The 22,134-nt window shown below is 62.6% G+C and carries 16 protein-coding genes; 9 read left to right on the top strand and 7 right to left on the bottom strand.

The window, feature by feature from the left end; all coding sequences use genetic code 11:
- Positions 1 to 114: 114 nt before the first annotated feature.
- Together copC and copD are read left to right on the top strand one after the other, a co-directional pair.
- Positions 115 to 480 carry a copper homeostasis periplasmic binding protein CopC gene (copC, locus tag ACUN8C_RS13795; RefSeq protein WP_445619737.1) on the top strand — a complete coding sequence of 122 codons (366 nt, stop codon included), beginning with the start codon at positions 115 to 117 and terminating at the stop codon, positions 478 to 480.
- Positions 477 to 1,367 (top strand): copper homeostasis membrane protein CopD, encoded by an 891-nt coding sequence (gene copD, locus ACUN8C_RS13790; RefSeq protein ID WP_445619736.1) that lies wholly within the window; start codon positions 477 to 479, stop codon positions 1,365 to 1,367. The genes copC and copD overlap by 4 nt, the downstream gene beginning before the upstream one ends.
- A gap of 50 nt (positions 1,368 to 1,417) precedes the next feature.
- Here copD and ACUN8C_RS13785 read toward each other — a convergent pair whose 3' ends face one another.
- From ACUN8C_RS13785 to ACUN8C_RS13775, 3 genes are all read right to left on the bottom strand, one after another.
- Positions 1,418 to 2,635 (bottom strand): GTP-binding protein, encoded by a 1,218-nt coding sequence (locus ACUN8C_RS13785; protein WP_445619735.1) that lies wholly within the window; start codon positions 2,633 to 2,635, stop codon positions 1,418 to 1,420.
- Positions 2,636 to 2,764: 129 nt separating this feature from the next.
- On the bottom strand, positions 2,765 to 3,886 hold the full coding sequence (locus tag ACUN8C_RS13780) for a CobW family GTP-binding protein (RefSeq protein WP_445619734.1): 1,122 nt from the start codon (positions 3,884 to 3,886) through the stop codon (positions 2,765 to 2,767).
- Between the two features lie 91 nt (positions 3,887 to 3,977).
- Complete coding sequence (locus tag ACUN8C_RS13775) at positions 3,978 to 4,421, bottom strand: PACE efflux transporter (protein ID WP_445619733.1); 444 nt, start codon at positions 4,419 to 4,421, stop codon at positions 3,978 to 3,980.
- A 120-nt stretch (positions 4,422 to 4,541) separates the two neighbouring features.
- Between ACUN8C_RS13775 and ACUN8C_RS13770 the strand changes: the two genes are divergently transcribed.
- Entirely contained in the window at positions 4,542 to 5,444 is a 903-nt protein-coding gene (locus ACUN8C_RS13770; protein ID WP_445619732.1) for a LysR family transcriptional regulator, read from the top strand.
- A gap of 5 nt (positions 5,445 to 5,449) precedes the next feature.
- Here the strand turns inward: ACUN8C_RS13770 and ACUN8C_RS13765 are convergent, their stop codons facing one another.
- On the bottom strand, positions 5,450 to 7,174 hold the full coding sequence (locus ACUN8C_RS13765) for an HD domain-containing phosphohydrolase (RefSeq protein ID WP_445619731.1): 1,725 nt from the start codon (positions 7,172 to 7,174) through the stop codon (positions 5,450 to 5,452).
- Between the two features lie 430 nt (positions 7,175 to 7,604).
- Between ACUN8C_RS13765 and katG the strand changes: the two genes are divergently transcribed.
- Together katG and ACUN8C_RS13755 are read left to right on the top strand one after the other, a co-directional pair.
- The gene (gene katG, locus ACUN8C_RS13760) at positions 7,605 to 9,893 is read left to right on the top strand and encodes a catalase/peroxidase HPI (protein WP_445619730.1); all 2,289 of its coding nucleotides are present in this window, start codon (positions 7,605 to 7,607) and stop codon (positions 9,891 to 9,893) included.
- Between the two features lie 187 nt (positions 9,894 to 10,080).
- Entirely contained in the window at positions 10,081 to 10,785 is a 705-nt protein-coding gene (locus ACUN8C_RS13755) for an SIMPL domain-containing protein (RefSeq protein ID WP_445619729.1), read from the top strand.
- A 440-nt stretch (positions 10,786 to 11,225) separates the two neighbouring features.
- Here the strand turns inward: ACUN8C_RS13755 and sstT are convergent, their stop codons facing one another.
- The 3 genes from sstT to ACUN8C_RS13740 form a co-directional block, all read right to left on the bottom strand.
- On the bottom strand, positions 11,226 to 12,476 hold the full coding sequence (gene sstT, locus ACUN8C_RS13750; RefSeq protein ID WP_445619728.1) for a serine/threonine transporter SstT: 1,251 nt from the start codon (positions 12,474 to 12,476) through the stop codon (positions 11,226 to 11,228).
- A 228-nt stretch (positions 12,477 to 12,704) separates the two neighbouring features.
- Positions 12,705 to 13,142 carry a hypothetical protein gene (locus ACUN8C_RS13745; RefSeq protein ID WP_445619727.1) on the bottom strand — a complete coding sequence of 146 codons (438 nt, stop codon included), beginning with the start codon at positions 13,140 to 13,142 and terminating at the stop codon, positions 12,705 to 12,707.
- A 98-nt stretch (positions 13,143 to 13,240) separates the two neighbouring features.
- Entirely contained in the window at positions 13,241 to 13,852 is a 612-nt protein-coding gene (locus tag ACUN8C_RS13740; RefSeq protein ID WP_445619726.1) for a VTT domain-containing protein, read from the bottom strand.
- Between the two features lie 153 nt (positions 13,853 to 14,005).
- On the opposite strand from ACUN8C_RS13740, the gene ACUN8C_RS13735 reads away from it, so the two are divergent.
- The 4 genes from ACUN8C_RS13735 to ACUN8C_RS13720 all read left to right on the top strand — a co-directional run bounded on the left by ACUN8C_RS13735 (position 14,006) and on the right by ACUN8C_RS13720 (position 22,090).
- Positions 14,006 to 16,177, top strand: coding sequence for a tRNA(Met) cytidine acetyltransferase TmcA (locus ACUN8C_RS13735; protein ID WP_445619725.1), 2,172 nt, complete (start codon positions 14,006 to 14,008; stop codon positions 16,175 to 16,177).
- 118 nt (positions 16,178 to 16,295) lie between these two features.
- Positions 16,296 to 17,750: a beta-Ala-His dipeptidase gene (gene pepD / locus ACUN8C_RS13730; RefSeq protein ID WP_445619724.1), complete on the top strand. Its 1,455-nt coding sequence runs from the start codon at positions 16,296 to 16,298 to the stop codon at positions 17,748 to 17,750.
- 340 nt (positions 17,751 to 18,090) lie between these two features.
- Entirely contained in the window at positions 18,091 to 20,259 is a 2,169-nt protein-coding gene (locus ACUN8C_RS13725; protein WP_445619723.1) for a TonB-dependent receptor, read from the top strand.
- Positions 20,260 to 20,353: 94 nt separating this feature from the next.
- Positions 20,354 to 22,090, top strand: a complete 1,737-nt coding sequence (locus ACUN8C_RS13720; RefSeq protein ID WP_445619722.1) for an IucA/IucC family protein — start codon at positions 20,354 to 20,356, stop codon at positions 22,088 to 22,090.
- Positions 22,091 to 22,134 lie beyond the last annotated feature (44 nt).

Genomic DNA, 22,134 nt, shown 5'->3' with positions numbered 1-22,134 from the left:
ACTGAGGCATCCGGCCGCGGTGTCTTTTCAGCTTTTGTCATCGCGGCGACAATGGCGCGTCGGGGCCGCGCAATGGCCCCGCCCTACCGAGACGACCCACCCGTGGAGAACAATATGAACGCCCTGAAACGCTGGATGGCGCCGCTTTTTTTAATCGCCCTGAGCGTCAGCACGCAGGCACTGGCCCACGCCCATTTAAAGGCGGCCACGCCCGGTGACAAGGCGAGCGTCTCCACCCTGCACGAGATCAGTCTGACTTTCAGTGAGGCCCTTGAGCTGCCTTTCAGCGGTGTGGATGTCGTGGGCACTGACGGTAACGCCGTCACTCTCGACGAGGCCCGACTGCAGGATGGCGGCAGGACCCTGGTGACGCCGATCGGTGACGCACTGGAAAGCGGCCGCTATGACGTGCACTGGCATGTGCTCTCGGTCGACGGCCACAAGACGCAGGGGCAGTACAGCTTCGACGTCACGCCGTGATCGAGCCGGCCACGGCGCTTCTGGTCGCGCGGCTTGTCTTTAATCTGGGCGCGCTGTGGCTCTGGGGCGGCAGCGTCTGTCTGCTGCTGGTCGCGGACCGATCGCTGCGCGTCGCGCTGTGGCAGCGCCTGTGCCCCTGGGGGCTGGTCGCGGCCGGGCTTTCCGGGTTTGCCACGCTCATCGCCCTGCCGATACTGACCGCCTCGATCGGCAGCGACTGGGAAGCGGCCTTCTCCCTGCACATGCTGACGCTGGTGGTCACAAAGACCCTGGTAGGCCACGCCTGGGGCTGGCAGCTGGGGAGTATGCTCGTGCTGACCGCAGTGCTTGTCGTGGGGGCGCTGCGCCATCCCACGGGGGTCGGTATTGCCTCGGCACTGATGCTCGCCACGTTGACCGTTTCAGGCCATACAGCGATGCATGAGGGTATGACCGGCACACTGCATCGGCTCAATGACTGGGGGCACCTGCTGGCCGGTGGTTTCTGGCTGGGCGCGCTGGTACCTGTCGTGATGCTGCTGGGGCAATTGAGGCAGTCTTCAATGCGCTCTGGCGCCATTCATGCGCTGATTCGGTTTTCCAGCGTTGGGCACCTGGCGGTGGCACTGGTGGTGCTGACGGGTATGGCCAATACATGGCTGGTGGTAGGCGGTTGGCCACTGGATGCGGGTGTGCTCTATCAGCGGGCGCTGTGGCTCAAGATGGCGCTGGTGGGGCTTTTGATGGTCATGGCGCTATTTAATCGCTACCGGCTGGTCCCCCGGCTTTCCCGGGAAGCGGGGGCCCTGGACAGGCTGCGCCGAATCTCCCTCGTTGAAATGGCCATTCTGGCCATGGTGGTGGCGCTGGTGGGCTGGTTCGGCACGCTTTCCCCCGGGCATGGCTGACTTCACCGCCTGCACACGCAGGACGCGATGCGCAAACCCGGCCCACGGACTCAGGCCCAAGCGGGAAAGGGGTCACGAAGCCCGGCTGTGGCCTCTTTTATAGGCACCTCGTGTGGCAGATCGATGAGGCAATTCTCCAGCGCCGAGCGGATGGCGTGCTCGTCCATGTGCTGACCGATAAAGACCAGTTCATTGCGGCGATCTCCATACTGCGCGTCCCAGTAGCGATCCATGTCGTCATGCCACTGCGGATCATCCGGCCAGCGTGACTTTGGCATGCCGGCCCACCAGTAGCCGTAGCGCTCGGTGCGAATAAAGGCGCCGGCCTGACTTATCATGCCGACATGCTCGGGGCGGGTTGCAAGCCAGAAAAGCCCCTTGGCGCGCACCACACCCGTCCAGCATCCGACGTCCTTGATAAAGTCATCCAGCCGCTGCGGATCAAAGGGGGAGCGGGCGCGAAAGACGAAGCTTCTGATGCCGTACTCTTCGGTTTCCGGCACGTGGGCATTGAAATCGTTAAGCTCGCGATACCAGAGCGGGTGCTGACGCGAACGCTCGGGATCAAAAAGGCCGGTATCAAGCAGCTGATCGATGGCCACGTCGGCGTAGTCGGCCTCGATCACATCGGCGCCTCCGTTGAGGCTTTTGATGATCTCGCGCACTGAAATCTGCACTGCCGGCGAGGCATCGCTGATCTTGTTGAGGATGATGCGATCGGCAAACTCGATCTGATCCACCATCAGATCCACCAGCGTGCGCGCATCCGCCTCGCCATTGATCTCGCCGCGATCCTGCAAAAATTCGGTCGAGGCGTAATCCTTCAGCAGACTGGCGGCGTCGACGACCGTGATCATGGCGTCGATACGGGCCACATCGGACACTGAAAATCCGGCCTCGTCGCGAAACTCAAACGTGGCCGCCACCGGCAGTGGCTCCGAGATGCCGGTGGATTCGATCACCAGGGCGTCATAACGGCCTTCGTGCGCCAGACCTCTGACGGCTTCGATCAGATCACCGCGCAGGGTGCAGCAGATGCAGCCGTTGGTCATCTCCACCATGGTCTCTTCGGTTCGTGACAGGTGCGCTTCGCCACCGCGCACCAGGTCAGCATCGATATTGACCTCCGACATGTCGTTGACGATCACGGCCACCCGTCGGCCGTCGCGATTGGCCAGAATCCGGTTGAGCAGGGTGGTTTTGCCGGCGCCCAGAAAGCCCGAAAGGATGGTGACCGGAAGCCGGTCGCTGGAAGTGGATGTCGTCATGATTTTCTCGCAATGATATATCGTAACGTTAATAAAGGGCGTTGCGCCGCTCGAACCGGGACGTCACGAGGGCATGAACGTGACAGGGGCGTGAGCGTTATAGGGTCGTGAACGTCCCGAAGCGTTGAATCAACCGTCGAGAAAGTCGCCCAGGGTCATTTCAAGCGTCTGCCTGGGGATGTCGCGGGTAATAAACACCAGCCGCGAGAAGCGCTCGTCGCCCGGCCACGCCTCAAGCTCAACCGGCGGGTGAAAAAGATGCTGCACGCCATGAATGACCAGCGGTCTGTCGCGGCCCTCGATGTCCAGCATGCCCTTGATGCGCAGCATGTCGTGGCCCATGAGGCTGGTGATCAGCGACAGCCACGCCTCAAGCCGTGCAGCCTTGATCGGGCGTTCAAACACGAAGCAGTGGGCGCGGATATGATCATCGTGGCGGTTGGCATCAGGCAGCGGCGCCGCCGGCGACATGCCGGTCTGCACCTCGGCATTGTCAACGCGGGCAAACAGCGCCCCGGGGGAGAGCGTGGGCGCAGGCGGAGTGGCCGCGTGGGTGGCGGCCTCGCCCAGCCAGCGCTGAATATCGGCGCTGCGCGCGGCCTTGTCATCAACTCCCAGTCCCAGCAGGGCATCGGCCTCGATGAGGCCGTGATCCAGCAGTCTTTGTGGGGCGCTCGGGTTGATTGCGGCCAGTCGCTGGCGCAGGGCATTGAGCTGATCCGTTGAGGCCAGATCCTGCTTGGTGATCAACAAAAGATCCGCCATCGCTGCCTGACGCAGCGCCTCGTCATGACGATCCAGGGTCGTGCTGCCGCTGGCGGCGTCCATGACGGTGACGATGCCGTCGAGCGCGTAGTGGCGCGCGACCTTTGCCTCGCTCATCAGGGTATGCACGATAGGGGCGGGGTCGGCCAGGCCGGTGGTCTCGATGATCAGGCGATCAAACTGACGCTGTCCTTCGCGCGCAAAGCGCCACACCGCATCTTTCAGGGTCTGTGCCAGATCGGTGCGAATCGAACAGCAGATGCAGCCGTTGCTAAGCTCGATCTGTTCGCCGTCGGTGCTGGCGGTGAACAGCTGATGATCCAGCCCGATCTCGCCGAACTCGTTGATGATGACCAGCGCACGCGACATGCTCGGCTGCTGCACCAGCTGATTGAGCAGCGTGGTCTTGCCGCTGCCCAGAAAGCCGGTCAGCAGGGTGACCGGGATACGCCGTGCCTGCGGTGGAGAAGTGTCAAAATAGGACATGTCATTGCCTGAGAAGCGGTGGGCGGCTCGTGCCATGCGCCTATAATGTTACTTTATAACAAATTGGTCAACTGCCTGCTGCCCGCACGCGTCAGGTGCTGGCCGACGTCTGCGGTGCCTGTGCGGTCGGAACGGGAAAGACCACGTCATAGACCCAGTTGAAGACAAAGGCATAGACCACATAAAACAGCGCCAGCGAGGTGACCAGCGGTGCTGTCTCGGCAAGGGTTTGCCCCAGATACAGGGCGATCAGCGGCAGCAGCACGCAGATCAGCCCCAGCTCAAAGCAGATGGCATGAAATACGCGCATGATGACGGTCTTGTGCACATGGCCGCGCAGGCGCTTGAGGGCATGATCTACCCCCAGGTTGTAGACGTAGTTCCAGATCGTGGCGACCACGGCGCTGATGACGCCGACCATGCCCATGTGGGTCGTGTCCAGCGAGAAGAGCAGATGGCCCAGCGGGATGACGATCAAAAGACCGATGATTTCAAACATCAGGGTGTGGCGAATACGGTCAAGGGTGGTACGCATGGTGTCGAGCTTCCGGTCAGTGTTACCAGGCACTATCATTCATGAAAGTGCCAAACCCAAGTTGGAATCCATCTGTCTGGCAGATGGATTCATGATCGATGCCCGGATGCCGAGCCCGCAATGACGCCGACCCTTGAACAGCTCACTGCCCTTGTCGCGACCGCCGACACAGGCTCCTTTTCCGCGGCCGCCCGTCGTCTTGGCAAGGCGCAGTCGCTGGTCAGTACCCATGTGGCCAATCTGGAGCTGGATCTGGGACTGACGCTGTTTGATCGCAGCGCCCGTCTGCCGGTACTGACCGCCAGTGGCGTACGCATGGTGGCCGAGGCCCGAGGCGTTCTGGCCCAGCGTGAGCGCTTTCTGGGCGTGGCGCGGCGCCTTGAAGCCCACATCGAGCCGCGCCTGAGTCTGGCCATTGACGAGTTTTACCCGGAACATCTGATTGGTGGGCTGATGCAGGATTTCGCCCATCAATACCCCAGCGTCGAGATCGAAATGCATTTCCCGCTGCTGGAGGATGTCGGGCGCATGCTGGAGTCGGGGCAGGCGGATCTGGGCGTCATCTGCCGTCCACAGCCGCTGTTCCCGGCACTCGAGACTCGCCCGCTGGGGCGTGTGCCGTTGAGGCTGGTATGCGGGCAGAGCCATCCGCTGGCCGGTGAAGCAAGCGTGACGCCCGAGGCTTTGAGACAGCACCGTCAACTGATCGTGGCGACGCGCGGTCAGCCCGGATCGCGGCTGGCCGAGCGCGTGGGCGCGGACGTCTGGTGGGTCGAGAGCCACTTCGTGATGCTGGAGCTGGTCAAGCACGGGGTCGGCTGGACGCTGATGTCGGATCACGTGATTGCAGCCTCGCCGGCGCGCCCATCACTGGTGACGTTGACCGCCCCGGCGCTTGAGCGCTGGATCGCCCTGGAGCTGGGGTGGCATGCCAGTCGCGAACTGGGAGTTGCCGGCAGCTGGCTGCGCGATCGTTTTCTGGCGCAGCCCCTGACGCCGCCGGTGCCGCTTAAGCGGGACTGAACGCGTCAGTAAGGTGTCAGGCGAAATCTTTCCGGAGGCATCAATCCCTCCAGAGTGCCGAGCTGGGCAAAATCCACCCGGCTCAAAATATCATTCATGGTCCGTTCTTCGCGGTGCAGGTTGCGCACCACGCGCACGCGTTGCGGCTGGCCGCTGTCATCAAGCTCCATCACCCAGGCCAGAAAGCCGCCTGAAAACTTCACCAGACTGCCGATCGGATAAAAGCCGTGGCGCTGGATGTAGCGCGTTATCCAGTGCTTATCGAACTGCTCGGGACGGTGATAGAGATGGCGATAGGCCTCAATGGCGGTTTTGCTTCGCCGGTCGCCACGTTTGCGCGTCATGGCATCCACGGTATCCACGACGGCCGCCATGCGCGCGATCGGAGACAGCGCCTCGCCCTTGAGCGCCTGCGGATAGCCGCTGCCATCCAGACGTTCGTTGATGGACTGGATCACGTCATGATGCATGACCGGTGTCAGCCATTCGGCGCCCGCAAGTGCCTCCAGCAGTACGGGCACGTGGCGACGCAGGTGGTCGCGCTGACGGGTATCGAGCTGGCCCTCGATCGAGGGCAGGGCATCGTCCACCAGCATCATCTTGCCCATGTCATGCACCAGAGCGGCCACGACCGCATCGCGGGCGTATGAGGCATGCTCGGGTTCGGCCTCGAGCAGGTCGCCCAGTCGCACGGCCACATTCAGCGAGTGCTGCACCCAGGCCGGTTCCCCGTGCAGGCAGTGCAGGGCGTAGAAAAGATTCTGGCGCTGTTTTTTCAACAGGGACAACAGGGTGTCCGCGCTGTCGAGCAGACAGTGTGCCGGCAGCGGGCGCTGATTCTGCAGCGCCAGCAAAAAGATGTGCAGCTGTCGGGTCACCTCAAGCAGGGCAGCCACCATGGGGCCTTCCTGAGGTGTTTTCCGATGGCGCCTTGCACTGCGTTTGTAGCCGGGGTCGTTTGAGGCATACAGCGGCGATGCAAAGCTCATGCGACCGCCCTCGCCGGTGCGGTAGGCCGCTTCCCGCTCGGTTTCATTGACCAGGTATGTCAGGCGCTGCTCCTGGGCGCGGTCTGTATGGATAAAGCTTACGCCGATGGCAGCGAAGTGTGACCGTCCGGCCGGATTGACGTGAAGAATCTGCGCCATCGCGGTGAACTGTTCGCCATCAGGGAAGGACAGCGCCAGCCCGGCGATAAATTCCTCTTCCTTGAGCGGCGCGCTGTCTGCCAGCGGCACTTCCAGCAGTGCCCCACCAATGGAAATATTGCGCAGTCGGCCGGTGATGGGCGGCTGGTTTTCATACAGCGTAATGCCGGCCTTGACCTGCATGCCCTTCAAAAGAAACACACGCCGGCTATTGCGCTTGGAGGTGGTATGAAGCGCTTTTGGCAGTGAACACTGAACCTCGATCCGATCGCTTTTGCGCGCCACCTCAAGTGCCACCATGGCCTCGAAATGCAGTGTCTCGCTATCGCCTTCGGCCTTGAGCGTCAGCGATTGATCGAGCACTTCCCTGGCGTCAAGGCTCTGGGCATCCAGCAGGGAGAGCGACAGCACCCGACGGTCGTGATCCAGCCCGCGCAGCGTGACCGGCCAGAACACCGATGACTCGCCGACGCTGATGGACAGCGCATGGGTGTGATAGCTCAGCGCGTCGACGACCCTGGCAATATGATCGATGTCGCGAATGGCGATCTGTGGCAGCTCTTCTGTCTCGATTGTTTCCATCAATGGCGCCTGCTCAGCGGAGGTGGGCACGCGAGGGCGTGTCACGATTCAGGCAGTGCTATCGGCGAAACCTTCATTAAGTTAAGGATTTTAATAAGCATTGTTTAATGTTTTGCTTCTCCACGGCACTTCCTGGCGGCTCGACATTTTTATAGGCGTCACAGCCCTTTCCCTGAAAGATCAGCATCTTCCATGCCGATGGGGCGTTGACTGTGGCGACAGGCATAGCCGGTGCCAAACAGCGTATTAGGGAGAAATCATCGGCACGCGCTTATGGCCCGCCATAATTAACCTATGTTTGTATTCTGACGGCCCTGTCAGGCCGCGTGCGACATCGCTGATATCGCCCTGATTCGACGGTTATGCCGTCAGGCACCGTTGGGGTCGAAGGCGCAGCAAAAGTCGAATCAACAAGGAAAGGACGGACAGCATGAGCGAAGAGATAAAGATCACCGGCAAATGCCCTTTCGCTGGCGATTCGGTGGGCGGTGCGGCCGGCTCCGAGCCGACCACCGATCACTGGTGGCCCAATCGCCTCAAGGTAGAGCTGCTGCATCAAAATCCCCGTGAGGCCAATCCCCATGACGAGGACTTCGACTACGCTGAAGCCTTCAGTCAACTGGATCTGGCCGAGGTCAAAAAGGACATCAAGGCGCTTTTGACCTCTTCACAGGACTGGTGGCCGTCGGATTACGGCAACTACGGTCCGCAGATGATTCGTATGGCGTGGCACTCTGCCGGCACCTATCGCATCGCCGATGGCCGCGGGGGCGCCGGAGAAGCCATGCAGCGCTTCGCCCCGATCAACAGCTGGTGGGACAACGGCAACGTCGACAAGTCGCGGCGTCTGCTGTGGCCGATCAAGCAGAAATACGGCAACGCCATCTCCTGGGCGGACCTGATCGTGCTCACCGGCAACTGCTCGCTTGAAATCATGAACTTTCCGACCTTTGGCTTCGCCGGCGGTCGTATTGATGCCTGGGAGCCGGATAACCTGACCTACTGGGGTCCGGAATCCTGGTATGGCAAGAAGATCGAGGACGCCCCGCACGGTCCGTTCGAAGGTCATCCGGATCAGATGGTCAATCGCGACCTGCGCTGGACCGGTGAAGCCGGCGACGACAATTACGACCTTGAAGCGCCGCTGGCGGCATCGAATTCCAACCTGATCTACGTCGACCCGGAAGGCTCCGCCAAAAAGGGCATCCCGGAAGATTCTGCAGCCGATATCCGCATCACCTTCGGTCGCATGGCGATGAATGATGAAGAGACCGTGGCGCTGATCGCCGGCGGTCACGCCTTCGGCAAGTCCCACGGCATGACGCCGCCGGATCAGATCGGTTTCGCACCGGAAGGCGCGCCGATGGAAGCCCAGGGCCTGGGCTGGCATAACCCGCGCGGCAAGGGCAATGCCGAAGACACCATGACCAACGGTATCGAGGGCTCATGGACGCAGAATCCGATCCAGTGGGACAACAGCTACCTCGAAAACCTGTTCAACTTCGAGTGGGAGCAGACCCGAAGCCCCGCCGGTGCGCTGCAGTGGACGCCGGTCGACAAAAACGCACCGCGTACGCCGGATGCCCACCTGGAAGGCGTCGATCATCCGCTGATGATGATGACCTCCGACATCGCGCTGAAGGTTGATCCGTCCTATCGCGCAATCTGCGAGAAATTCCTCAACGACTTTGACTACTTCACCGATGCCTTCTCGCGCGCCTGGTACAAGCTGACCCACCGCGACATGGGTCCGAAAGCGCGCTATCTCGGCCCGGAAGTCCCGCAGGAAGAGCTGCTCTGGCAGGACCCGATTCCCGCCGTCGATTTTGAACTGGTCGATGCCGGCGACATCGCCGAGCTGAAGCGTCGCATTCTCGCAAGCGACGTGAGCGTTTCCCAGCTGGCGGCCGTGGCATGGGGCGCGGCCTCGACCTTCCGTACCTCCGACAAGCGCGGTGGTGCCGATGGCGCCCGTATTCGCCTGGCGCCCATGAAGAGCTGGCCGGTCAACAATCCGGACGATCTGGCAAAAGTGCTTGGCGTACTGGAAGGTCTCAAACGCGACTTTGATGGTGCTCAGAGCGGCAACAAGAAGGTCTCGCTGGCGGATCTGATCGTGCTGGGCGGCTGTGCGGCAGTTGAAAAGGCGGCCAGCGATGCCGGTGTCTCCGTTGAAGTGCCCTTTACGCCGGGCCGCAATGACGCCACCGCCGAACAGACCGACGTACAGACCTTCCGCTGGCTCGAACCGGTCTCTGACGGTTTCCGCAACTTCCATCGCGATGACATCAAGTACAACGTCTCGCCGGAAGAGATCTTCATGGATCGTGCGGCCCTGCTGGGTCTGTCAGCGCCTGAATGGACCGCTCTGGTGGGTGGCCTGCGTGTTCTCGACGTCAATGCGAAGGGCGCCTATCAACAGCACGGTGTCTTCACGGATCGTCCGGGTGTTTTGACCAATGACTTCTTCCTCAATCTGACCTCACCCGATTTCGAGTGGAAAAAGGTGGATTCCGAAGGGCTGGAATTTACGCTCAACGATCGCAGGTCAGGCGAGACGAAGTTCAAGGCGACCCGTTGCGACCTGATCTTCGGCGCCAACTCTCAGCTGCGTCAGCTTGCCGAGTTCTACGCCCAGAAGGGCGGTCACGAGAAGCTCGTGCGTGACTTCGCGGCGGCCTGGAACAAGGTCATGATGCACGACCGCTTCGACGTCTAAGCCCGCCTTTCAGACGAGATGAGGTCAAATGACACCCGGCGCCCACGGCGCCGGGTGTTTTTTATGCTGCCATACAGACCGCTGAAAAACGGCAATAATACAGGTGTTGCGTTTTTCTCAGGCGCCGTCGTTGGTTCGGATGGCCAAAAAATTACCCTGGGCGATGCCCGAGTCAGGAGGAAACACCATGCATATACGCAGTGCCCTTGTTCTGGGCAGTTTTCTGGCCGTGGGCATGATCTGGGGCGGCAGCTATATAGGCAAGGCCGCCGAGACCTGGCGCGATGCTGGACGCAGCGTGACCGTCAAGGGGCTTTCAGAACGCGAAGTGCCGGCTGATATGGCACTCTGGCCGCTTCACTATACCGTGACGGCCAACGATCTGGATGCGCTACAGCGTGAGCTGACGATGCAGTCAACGCGTATCAGGGACTTCCTCACGCGCAGCGGATTCGAAGCAAGCAGCATTACCGTGACCTCTCCGCAGGTCACTGACCGCTTCGCCAACCTTTATGGTGCCGATCGTCCCGATGAGCGCTATCAGGGGGAAGCAACGGTGCTTTTACGCACTCCGAAGGTCGAGGGCGTCAAGCAGGCAATGCCCCGAACGGGAGAGCTGGTCAGTGAGGGCGTGGTGCTTTCGCCCAATTATGACTATCGCACCGAGTTTCTCTTTACCGGGCTTGATGCTCTGAAGCCCGAAATGATTGGAGAAGCCACGGCAGATGCCCGCAGTGCGGCGCAGCAGTTTGCCCGGGATGCCGACAGCCATGTCGGCACCATCAAAAACGCAAGCCAGGGTTATTTTTCGATCGAGGATCTCGACAGCTATACCCCGGACATCAAACGAATACGGGTGGTCACCACGATCGATTACACGCTTGAAAAATGACCCGGGTCTTTCCGGCATATCGAGCGGTCACGGCTAATCTTTCGAGGCTTGGCGCCTGCCGGATACGTCTGTTCAAAGGAATGGCATTAACCTCGCATACATCGTCGTAGCCGCTGCGTGGGCCGCTGCGTGGGCCGCTGCGTGGGCCGCTGCGTGGGCCGCTGCGTGGGCCGCTGCGTGGGCCGCTGTCGGACACGTAGTTGCTGCGTCAGTGTTGAACTGCTCTGGCGGCAAAATCACAACGATATCCACATCGCGCTTCTGCTCGACGTTTTCCGAGCTGCCGCACAGGCAGCTCAGAAACTTGAGGCGATCAATCGCCACCTTGATGAGATGTTCGCTGCCGCACAGGCAGCTCAAAAGGGAAGCAAAAGAGCCGCCCGAATGGGCGGCTCGAAAGGAGACACACTGCATCGGCCCTGCTACCACGAGCCTTGATGTCAGGCCGGCTCGTTTGGAGTCTCTGTGTCCAGACGCTTTTGGGCGCCGGGGGAGCGACAGGCCGCGGCGGTGAAGAGCACGTCGGTAGAGGAGTTGAGTGCGGTCTCCGTGGAGTCCTGCAGCACGCTGATGACAAAGCCGACGGCGACAATCTGCATCGCGACGTCAGCGGAAATGCCGAACAGACTCGCCGCCATCGGAATCAGCAGCAGCGAGCCACCGGCCACGCCGGACACGCCGCAGGCCGCCAGTGCCGAGACCACGCAGAGCAGAAACGCCGTCAGGAAATCGACGCCCAGGCCCAGCGTATGCGCTGCGGCCAGCGTCATTACGGTGATCGTGATCGCCGCCCCGGACATGTTGATCGTCGCCCCCAGCGGGATCGATACCGAGTAGGTATCACGATGCAGGTCGAGACGTTCGCACAGCGCCATGTTGACCGGGATGTTGGCCGCACTGCTGCGAGTGAAAAAGGCGGTGATGGCGCTGCCCCGCAGGCAGGTAAATACCAGCGGATAAGGGTTCTTGCGCGTATGGGCGAACACGATAAGCGGATTGGTCACCAGCGCCACGAACGCCATGCAGCCCAGCAGCACGGCCAGCAGGTGCGCGTAGTTGGCAAGTTCTCCCAGGCCGGTGTCGGCAAGCGTGTTGGCCACCAGCCCGAAGATGCCCAGAGGGGCGAAACGGATGATAAAGCGCACCAGCCCCGACACCGCATTGGACAGATCACTCAGCGCGGTGCGGGTGGTGTCGCTTGCCTGGCGCAGCAGCAGCCCCAGACCCGCCGCCCAGGCGAGAATGCCAATGAAGTTGGCCTCTTCCAGCGCGTTGATCGGGTTGTCGACGGCGCTGAGGGCAAGGTTGCGCAACACCTCGATGATATCGGAAGGCGGCGCGCCGTCGGCGGGCGGGGCATCGATCGCCAGCGTGGTCGGAAAGGCAAAGCTCGCCACGACCGCCACCAGTGCTGCCACCAGGGTGCCGATCAGATAGAGGGCGAGGACGCCATGGACCTGCGTCGGCCGTCCGCGCTGATGCGCGGCAATCGCCGCCATGACCAGCACGAAGACCAGAATCGGCGCGATCGCCTTCAACGCATTGATGAAAAGATCACCGAGTATGGCAAGGGACTTCGCGGTGCCTGGTGCCCAGAAGGCCAGCAGCGTGCCGGCGACGATGCCTATCAGGATCTGCGGAATCAGCCCCAGGCGGGGCAGGGATGAACGACGATCGGAACGGGCGGACATGGAGCTCTCTTGTAGGCCGAGACGTGGGAGGCACAAGCGTGACCGCGGGCGCCAGGGAAATCTCGGAGCGTCCGCGAAACGGCGCATTCTAGCACCGCCACGCCGGCCATACGCCATCGCTTCTGTCAGAGGCTTTAGTGGTGTGGCCATCAAACGCTCGGCGCGCTCAAAGGGTCGACATGGGACGGGCGGCGTATGACGCCACTGTTTGCTGTCGCCCGGACAGCGCTATTTTTTCGTTGACCAGGTGCGTCCGCCCGGCGGGTTGGCGTCGCCGTCCTCGCAGGTCATGCCGGAGCTTGAGTAGCTGCGCGAGCCGTCATTATGGCGGCAGACATTGGTATCGCCTTCGCTGACGCCATCATAGCCGTTGAGCCGGTAGCTGTCGGGCACGTAGTTGCTGCGCCAGTGCTCGAGCTGTTCGGGCGGCAGGATCACGCCGACGTCCACATCGCGAACGGGGTTGAAACGCTGCGGGTCACGAATGCCAAAGGGCGGGTGGCGGGGGGGAAGCTGAGGGCGATAATCGAGATTGGGCCCGCGGCGATCAAGAATCACCGACTCTGCGGCCATCGCCGTGAGAGAGGTGCCTGCAAGCGTCACGAGGGTGACAAGACATGCCAGAAAACAGCCCGGTACGGCGGGCTTCATTGATCGGCGCTGCATGGCGTCTCTCCCTGTACCTGACCCGCAAGGGAGCGGGCCTGAATGGCTCTATCGGCGCGGCGGGCGCGTTCTGAAGCCTTGCTGGAATATAGCGTGTTTCAGGCGCGCCGGCGCAACAGGCGAAAGGCAATCGGCAGCGCCGTGATCACCGCCACGCCCAGAATGATCACTTCCAGATGATCGCGCAGCAGCGGCACATTGCCCAGAAAATAGCCCAGCGAGACCAGGATGCCGGTCCAGAGCAGAGCGCCCAGCAGGCTGAAGCCGGTAAAGACGGCCCAGGGCATGTGACCGATGCCGGCAACAAACGGGGCAAAGGTGCGCACCAGCGGTACAAAGCGTGCCAGCATGACCATCTTGCCGCCGTGATGGGCGTAAAAGGCCTCGGTTCGCGCCAGATGCTCCCGGCGCAGCCAGCGCGACTGCTCGTTGAAAAGCCTGGTGCCGTAGCGCCGCCCGATCCAGTAGTTGAGGTTGTCACCGGCAAGCGCTGCGGTGGCGATGACGGCGCCTGCGATCCACGGGTCCAGATGGCCGCTGCCGGCAATGGCGCCGGTGATGAACAACAGCGAGTCGCCGGGCAGAAACGGCATGATGATCAGCCCGGTCTCACAGAAGATGACCGCAAACACCAGGCCGTAAACCCATACGCCGTGATGCTCGACCAGGGTCGTGAGATGCTGATCCAGATGCAGAACAAAATCGAGCAAGGCCGCTGCCCCTGAGGATGAATGGCGGCCAATACTGCGCCCGGCCCGTGGCAAAAGGCAATGATCGCCTGTGGCGTGCGGTCGGGTCGCACCAGATGGCCATATCCGGCATGCTCTATCGTGATGCTGCTGATCCCTGTCTGTGAGGTTGTCTTGTTCGACGACGATGTGAATGCCCTGTGCCAGTGGCGCCAGGCCCTGACTGCCGCCCGCCATCGCGGGCTTTTGTGGCTGTCCGGTCCGACAGAAGTTGTGCGTGAGCGCGCCGATGCCCTGCTTGAGGCGCTGGCCCTGACCGATGTTCTGTGGGTGGGGGCACCCGTCTCTGATGCGATTCAAACACCGGTCGAGCATCTGATGATGAAAAAGGCCCGCACTCGGCTCGGCACCGAGCAGGGCGCGGTGGTGTTTGACGCCGTCAACGGTTTCGACCCGGATGCCTTTGGTGCGCTGGTCGGCACCGTGCGCGCCGGCGGGCTGTTGATCCTGCTGACTCCTGAGCACTGGGGCACGGCACCGGATGCCGACTACGCGCGCCTGGCCGATCACCCCGTTGAGTGGCCGTCGCTCACCTCACGCTATCTGGCCCGACTGGCGCGGTTGCTGGGCAGGGATGCCGGGGTGGCCCGCTGGGCCGATGGCAAGCCGCTGATGTTGCCGGCGGCCGGGAGGACTACGCTGGCAGCGCCGATGGCGGTTGAGAATGCCGACTGCCTGAGCCCGGATCAGGCCCGGGCGGTGGCGGCCATCACGCGGCTGCGTCGGCGCCGCCCGCTGGTGCTGACGGCCGATCGGGGTCGTGGCAAGAGCGCCGCCCTTGGCATCGGCGCGGTGCGGCGCCTGAGGCAGGGCGATACGCGCATCCTGATCACGGCGCCACGGTTTTCGAGTGTGGCACCGGTGTTTGAGCGCCTTGCCGCGCTGTTGCCGGAAGGGGCCCTGCAGGAGCAACGCTTTGTCTGGCAGGGGCGCGAGGTCTGTTTCGTGGCGCCCGATCGGCTGCTGGAGAATCTCGAGTCCTGGGGCGGCGATGGCAGCGTGCTGCTGGTCGATGAGGCCGCCGCGCTGCCGGCCTCATTACTACATGACGCGCTGCGCCATTTCCCGCGCGTGGTCTTTGCCACCACCGTGCACGGCTACGAGGGCAGCGGCCGCGGCTTTGCACTGCGCTTTCGCGCCCGTCTGGATCAATACACGCCGCAGTGGAAGGCACTGACGTTCGACACGCCCGTGCGCTGGGGCGTCGGAGACCCGCTGGAGCACAGCGTCACCCGACTGCTGGCGCTGGCCGCCGAGCCGCCAACCGGCGGCGACGCGTTTGAAGACGTTTATCATCATCGCCTCGATCGGGATGCGCTGGCCCGTGATGAGCCGCGCCTTCAGGCGCTGTTTGCGCTGCTGGTGCAGGCGCATTACCGCACGTCTCCGGCGGATCTGCGGACTCTGCTGGATGGCCCGAATATCGGTATCGAAACGCTGGAGAGTGCACCGATCGCTGGCGAGGGCCGTCTGCTGGCGGTGGCGGTCACGGTGGAAGAAGGCGGCTTTGATGAGGCGTTGGCCGAGCAGGTTGCCCGCGGCGAACGCCGCCCGCGCGGCCATCTGATGGCGCAGTCGCTCACGTTGCATGGCGGCGTGGTTGAGGCCGCTACCCACCGGCTGCGACGCATCATGCGCCTGGCTGTGGCGCCACAATATCAGCGCCAGGGACTGGGTCGGCGGCTGGTCGGGAGGGTTATCGAGGGTGCGCGAGGTGAGGGCAGGTCGCTGCTGGGGGCAAGCCTGGGTGCCGAGCCCGGGCTTATGGCTTTCTGGCAGCGCTGTGGATTGGCCTGCGTGCGCCTTGGGCTGCATCCCGAGACCTCGACCGGCGAGTACCCGGTGATGATGAGCCGGCCCTTGAACGAGCCGGGCGCGGCGCTGCAGCGTTTGCTGCGCGAGCGGATGGCCGGACAGCTGCCCGGACTTTTGGCCTTTGAGTTGTCGGCGCTCTCGCCGGCGGTAGTGGCGCAAACGCTGCGTGATCAGGCGGTGGTCACTCCGGCATCTTTGGCGATTGTACGGGCGCAGCTGGAACGGCTGGCCCTTGGTCAGGCGCCGCTGGTGCCGAGCCGTCAGGCGCTGGCCTGGCGGGTACACCAGACCCTTCGAGATACCAATGAGATGACCATCCCGCCCGAGCTGATCACGCTGTGTGCCCTTTTATGGCAGGGGCGCTCGATGACCTGGCTGGCCCGGCGTGAGGGGCTGGCCGGCAGCGCCCAAGCGATGGACTGGGTGCGCCGGCAGGCGCGCGGCCTGCTGGAGGCCGAGGCGTCCTCATGAGGGTCCCGGTGCCGGCGAGGCTTAAGGGGAGAGGCCGAGGGAGAGAAGCTGAAGGAGAAAGACGAATGGCGTATTCTTGTGGGCAGTCATCGAGTCATATCGCACAGGGAGAGTCTGCGTGAACGAACATCTGGACACACTGGAACCCACTTATCTGTGGCGCCACTTTCGTACCTTCTGTGAAGTGCCGCGCCCGTCGGGCAAGGAAGAAGCGCTGGCCAGGCGGCTGGAAGCCTGGGCAAGCGAGAAGGGGTTTGAACACGAGCGTGACGACGCCGGCAATCTGTTGATTCGCAAGGCTGCCACGCCCGGTCATGAAGACCGCCCGGGCGTGGTACTGCAGGGCCATCTGGACATGGTGTCTCAGGCTGCCCCCGGCGTGACCCATGACTTTGATCGTGATTCGATCGACACCGAAATCCGCGATGGCTGGCTTTATGCCCGTGGCACCACGCTGGGGGCGGACAACGGCGTGGGCACCTGCGCAGCACTCGCCATTCTGGAAGAAGAGGGGCTCACCCACGGTCCGCTCGAGGCGCTGATGACCGTTGAGGAAGAAGCCTCGCTGGTCGGTGCCATCCATCTGAAAGAGGGCTGGCTCAAGGGTAAGTATCTCCTGAATCTGGACTCCGAAGACGAGGGCCAGGTCTACATTGGCTGCGCCGGCGGCGCCTCGGTACGCACGAAGGCGACCCTTTCGGAGGCGCCCATTGACGCGTCCATGGAGACGCTGGTTATTGGCGTGCACGGTTTGAAGGGCGGCCACTCCGGGCTTGATATTCACCTGGGCCTGGGCAACGCCAATCGGTTGCTGTCGCGTCTACTGCACCGACTCTGCGAGTACGGCCTGCGGCTGGTCGACTATGACGGCGGCACCATGGGCAATGCCATCACGCGCGAAGCGCGCGCCACGGTAGCGTTTCCGGCCCGGCAGCATGATCAGGTCATGGCCGACATCGAGCGCTATCAGGCCATCTATCGCGAGGAGCTGGCAGGGCTCGATGATGGCGTGACCGTCAGCACGGAATCCGCCTCGGCCGAGCGCGCGCTGTCCAGTGAAGACACCTACCGCCTGATGGGGCTGATGCACGGCCTGCCCTATGGCGTGGCCGGCATGAGCCGCTCGGCGCCGGGCGTGGTCGAAACCTCCAACAATCAGGGCATCGTGCGGCTCAGGGACGCCATTTTCTCTATCCAGCTGATGGTGCGTTCGCTGCGTGATTCGACCCGCGATGAGCTGGTGGCGCGCATTGCGACCCTGATGCGCCTGACCGGTTTCGAACCCGCGATCAACGAAGGCTATCCGGGCTGGACGCCCGAGCCGGAGTCCGAGCTGCTGGGGCGCTTTGAGCGTGTCCACGAGCGCGTCACCGGTGACGCCCCCGAGGTGCGGGTCATTCATGCCGGGCTCGAGTGCGGTCTGATCGGCTCGAAAAATCCGGGCATGCAGATGATCTCCTTTGGTCCCACCATTCGCGGTGCCCATACGCCGGATGAGCGCGTGGAGCTCGGCGCAGTAGAAAACTTCTACGGCGTGCTCAAGGCCATGGTCGAGGATCTGGCGCGCGCCTGAGGCCTGACGGCCTGAACGGCCTCATATAGACCGCCCTTCTCGGGCGTGCTGGCGCCCGGACCTCATGTGTCCGGGCGTTTTTGCATCCGGATATTTTTGTGTCCGGGTATGTCACGCCTGACGTCTCTCTCCGTTGTCCTTGAAACGCCGCCGCCCTGTCTGTCTTTCAGGGCGAGGTGACGCTTTGATGTCGTTTCGTCACGCAAACCCTGCAAAGCACACGCAATGTCAAAATTGAGTGATTGTTTTTAACATATGATATTGATTATCATTCCCGCACTTAAAACTGATCACAAACAAACTGTTAATCTCCATAACCGATGATCAGCAGGGAACCATCATGATTCTTGGAGCCGCGCGCCTCACCGAAGTCCCCCGACGATCCAGAACGGCATGGGGGGTGCTGTCACTGTGTTTTCTGCTGCCCGTGACCGCCCATGGTGCCGATCAGGATGATCCCGAGTCCATGGTCATTACGGCCAGCCGGGTCGGGGCCGACCGGGAGGACTCTCCGCAGGTCGTGCGTGTGTTGACCCACGAGCAGATCCAGCAGCAGCGCAAGCTGACGTCGGATTCCTCGGAAATCCTCAGCAATCTGCTGCCCTCCTATTCACCACCGCGTCAAAAGATGAGTGGCAGCGGCGAGACCCTGCGCGGGCGCACGCCACTGGTAATGATTGACGGGATTCCCCAGTCCAACCCGCTGCGCCCGACCGGGCGAGAACTGCATACCATCGATTTTGCGATGGTCGATCACATCGAGGTGCTCCAGGGGGCCAATGCCACCAACGGGCTGGGCGCCAGCGGCGGCGTGATCAACATCATTACCCGTCGACCGGAATCCGGGTCGTTCACCCAGCAGATTGATGCCGAGGTGTCGACGCCGACCTCGCAGCTCAAGTCCGACACCACCGGCTACAAGACCACCTACGGGGTCAGCGGTAACAAGGGCAAGCTCGACTATGTCTTCTCACTGGGCTACGAGCAGCAGGGGCTTTATCTGGACGGCGACAACAAGGCCGTCGGGGTGGATAACACCCAGGGCGATCTGATGGACTCGCGCAGCTACGACCTGCTCGCCAAGGGTGCCTGGTGGTTTAACGACGATCAGCGTCTGCAGCTGAGCTTCAACCACTACACGGTGCGCGGTCAGGATGAGTATGTCGACGTGCCGGGCGATCGCAGGCGCGATATCGCCACGACCTCCGAGCGCGGCGACCCGGAAGGAGAGGCGCCCTACAACAAGGTCTCGACCACCGGTCTGACCTACGACGACTATGACCTGGCCGGCATGCACCTCAACCTGCTGGCGTTTTATCAGGACTACAGGGCGCTCTTCGGGGGGGACAACTCCTCCACCTTCCAGGACCCGAGCATCGCCCCGGCGGGCACGCTGTATGATCAGTCCTACGCCACCACCACCAAATACGGCACCAAGGCCTCGCTGACCAAGGATGACCTGTGGGACGGGCGCATCAAGCTCACCGCCGGGTTCGATACCCTTTTCGACAGCTCCGAGCAGTCCCTGCATCGTACCGACCGCACCTGGGTGCCCGAGGTCAACTACACCGACCTGTCGCCCTTCGTGCAGCTGGAAGTCACGCCCATCGACGAGGTCACGCTGACCGCCGGGGCGCGCTATGAGTACGCCAAACTGGACGTCGATGACTATCAGACGCTGGCGTCCAGCGGCGGCGTGGACGTGGCCAGCGGCTCGCCAAGCTTCAACGAAACGCTCTACAACGCCGGGGTGGTCTGGCGCCCGGTCGATCACTGGAGCCTGTTTGCCAACTATTCGCAGGGCTTCGAGATTCCCGACGTGGGGCGCGCCCTGCGGGGGATCAAAACCCCCGGCCAGTCAGCGGATGACTTTGAGAACCTGCGCCCGATTGTCACCGACAACATCGAAACCGGCGTGCGTTATGACGATGGCCGGCTCGATGCCGAGCTGAGCTACTACGTGTCGTCGTCGGATTTCGGCAGCCGTGTCACGTCCGACCCGGGCGGCCAGTTCGTGATGCAGCGTGAAAAGACCGAGATCGACGGTATCGATGCCACCATTGGCTATCAGTTCACACCGAAGCATCACGGTTCGCTGAGCTACTCGCACATGCGCGGGCGCTATGACAGCAACGATGACGGCTCGCTGGATGGCAAGCTCGATGGCCTCAACGTCTCGCCGGATCGTCTGATCGCGCGCTGGTCGGCGCAGTGGTCGCCGGAGTGGTCGAGCATGGTGCAGGTCAATCACGCCTTTGACCGCAATTTTGATGACAGCGCCAACGGCTGGGATCGCGATTTTGATGGTTACACCCTGGTCGATGCCGCCGTGGGGCATGCGCTGCCGGTCGGCCAGATCAACGTCGGCATCGCCAACCTCTTTGATGAGCGCTACATCACCTACTACTCCCAGAGCGCTCTGGACAACCCGGATGCCGGTTACATGAACGAGCGCTATTTTGCCGGCCGCGGCCGCACGCTGACCGTGGGCTACAGCCTGAAGTTCTAGGTGTTCAGCAACCTCTACAAGATCAATCAATACAACAACATGGTGACTAGCCGCACAGGGAATACAACTGGAAGCTTTTGACAGCGGAGAGTGTATGAACGTACGGCCGTATGACCCGGCAGGCATCATCAGCGAGCAGGCCTCGCTGCAGGCTTTGCTGAACTGTCTCATCAGAGAGATTGCCATCCCGCGGGGATGGCTGACACACGAATGGCCCGCCGGCAGTGAGGTACCGGCACTGGATGCCCCGGCATCGGCCATTCCGCTATGGCTGCGCTGGCCGGAGGGGCTCTCCTGTCTGGTACTGGTGGATCGCATCAGTGCCCAGGGGATTCACCGCTATCTATTGCGGCCGTGGCTGCGTGTGTCACCGGATCAGCCCTGGCAGGTGCCGGGTTATCTGGCACTGGCCAGAGCGATGGTGATGCCGCTGGCGCGTGAGCAGGGGACCTCACTGGAGGCCCTGCTGGCCCAGATGCAACAAAGCCTGGGCGTGATGACCGAGCTGGTCAGCGCGCGTCACGGCGAGGGCGCCGCCCCCCTGCAGGACTACATCGAAAGCGAACAGTCGCTGTGGTTTGGCCACTCGGCGCATCCCGCTCCAAAGGCCCGTCAGTGGCCCGACGGGTGTCGGGCCGATGATTACGTGCCCGAACGCCGCTGTCGCACGCGCATGCATCAGTGGGCCGTGCCCCGTCAGGGGCTTTGCGTGCAAAGTGCCACCCTGGCCGAGCAGCAGGTGCTCGACAGCGTGGGTGACCAGCGCCTGGCCGGTGACGGCGAGGCCGTGCTCAGCATGCATCCGATTCAGGCCCGTCTTTTTGCCGAGCACCCGGCGGTACAGGCGCTGCTGGCGCAGGGTGTCATTCGTGACCTGGGCGAGAGCGGCTTCGAGGCCTGGCCGACGGCGTCGCTGCGCACCTGGTATGTCGAGAACCACCCCTTTTTCATCAAGGGCTCGCTGAACGTGCGGGTGACCAACTGCGTGCGCAAGAACGCCTGGTATGAGCTGGACAGCACCGGGGTGATCGATGCCGTCATGGGGCGCATTCTGGCGCTCAATGAGCCGCAACTGGCCAGGCTCCGGCTGGCGCGTGAGCCTGCATCAGTGAGCTGGGCGCCGCCTGATACCGACATTGAACAGCAGCGCTGGTTGACCGAGCAGACCGGCATCGTGCTGCGCGAGAACTTCTGTCAGACCGCGTCACCGTCGCGCTGTGTGCTGGCGGCCAGTCTCTTTGGTCGCTCTACCGTATTGCAGCCGATGATCTCTGATCTGATCGGGGAGGCTGATCGAAAGGCCTGGTTTACGGCCTATCTGGAGGCCCTGCTGATGCCGGTGCTGGCGCTTTATTTCCGCCACGGTGTGGTGCTTGAGCCGCACCTGCAAAACTGCGTGCTGATCCATGACGACGGCTGGCCAGCCGAGGTGCTGCTGCGCGATTTTGAAGGCGTCAAACTGATCGAGGGCAGTCGCTGGCTGGAAGACGACCTGTCTGATGCCGTGCGCCGGTCGCTGACCTATTCCCGCGCGCAGGGTTGGCAGCGCATCGTGTACTGCCTGCTGATCAACCATCTGGGCGAGGCCGTGCTGGCGCTGAGCTGGGATGACCCGGCGCTTGGCGAGGCGCTGTGGGCACAGCTGCATCGGTCGCTTCAAAACGTGTCCGACCGGCTCGGGGTCGATGCGCCGGAACTGGCGGCGCTGCTGTCCGGGGCGCCCCTGCAGTGCAAGACCAATCTGCTGGTGCGTCTGCGGGCCGCCGCCGACCGCGAGGCCGGCTACGTATCGCTGCCCGGCTTTTGGCGCCAGGAGGTGGCCTGTGCCTGAGTCCAGGTTATCCACGACCGGTTGTGAGCTGCCGCCTCGCCTGC

It is taken from the genome of Kushneria sp. Sum13, from assembly GCF_052692355.1.
This window is presented reverse-complemented; position numbering and strand designations above follow the sequence as displayed.

What these genes read in the sequence shown, in the direction of transcription:
- copC (WP_445619737.1), top strand. Translation starts at nt 115, where the DNA reads ATGAACGCCCTGAAACGCTGGATGGCGCCGCTTTTTTTAATCGCCCTG.
- ACUN8C_RS13785 (WP_445619735.1), bottom strand. Translation starts at nt 2,635, where the DNA reads ATGACGACATCCACTTCCAGCGACCGGCTTCCGGTCACCATCCTTTCG.
- ACUN8C_RS13780 (WP_445619734.1), bottom strand. Translation starts at nt 3,886, where the DNA reads ATGTCCTATTTTGACACTTCTCCACCGCAGGCACGGCGTATCCCGGTC.
- ACUN8C_RS13775 (WP_445619733.1), bottom strand. Translation starts at nt 4,421, where the DNA reads ATGCGTACCACCCTTGACCGTATTCGCCACACCCTGATGTTTGAAATC.
- ACUN8C_RS13770 (WP_445619732.1), top strand. Translation starts at nt 4,542, where the DNA reads ATGACGCCGACCCTTGAACAGCTCACTGCCCTTGTCGCGACCGCCGAC.
- ACUN8C_RS13765 (WP_445619731.1), bottom strand. Translation starts at nt 7,174, where the DNA reads ATGGAAACAATCGAGACAGAAGAGCTGCCACAGATCGCCATTCGCGAC.
- katG (WP_445619730.1), top strand. Translation starts at nt 7,605, where the DNA reads ATGAGCGAAGAGATAAAGATCACCGGCAAATGCCCTTTCGCTGGCGAT.
- ACUN8C_RS13755 (WP_445619729.1), top strand. Translation starts at nt 10,081, where the DNA reads ATGCATATACGCAGTGCCCTTGTTCTGGGCAGTTTTCTGGCCGTGGGC.
- sstT (WP_445619728.1), bottom strand. Translation starts at nt 12,476, where the DNA reads ATGTCCGCCCGTTCCGATCGTCGTTCATCCCTGCCCCGCCTGGGGCTG.
- ACUN8C_RS13745 (WP_445619727.1), bottom strand. Translation starts at nt 13,142, where the DNA reads ATGCAGCGCCGATCAATGAAGCCCGCCGTACCGGGCTGTTTTCTGGCA.
- ACUN8C_RS13725 (WP_445619723.1), top strand. Translation starts at nt 18,091, where the DNA reads ATGATTCTTGGAGCCGCGCGCCTCACCGAAGTCCCCCGACGATCCAGA.
- ACUN8C_RS13720 (WP_445619722.1), top strand. Translation starts at nt 20,354, where the DNA reads ATGAACGTACGGCCGTATGACCCGGCAGGCATCATCAGCGAGCAGGCC.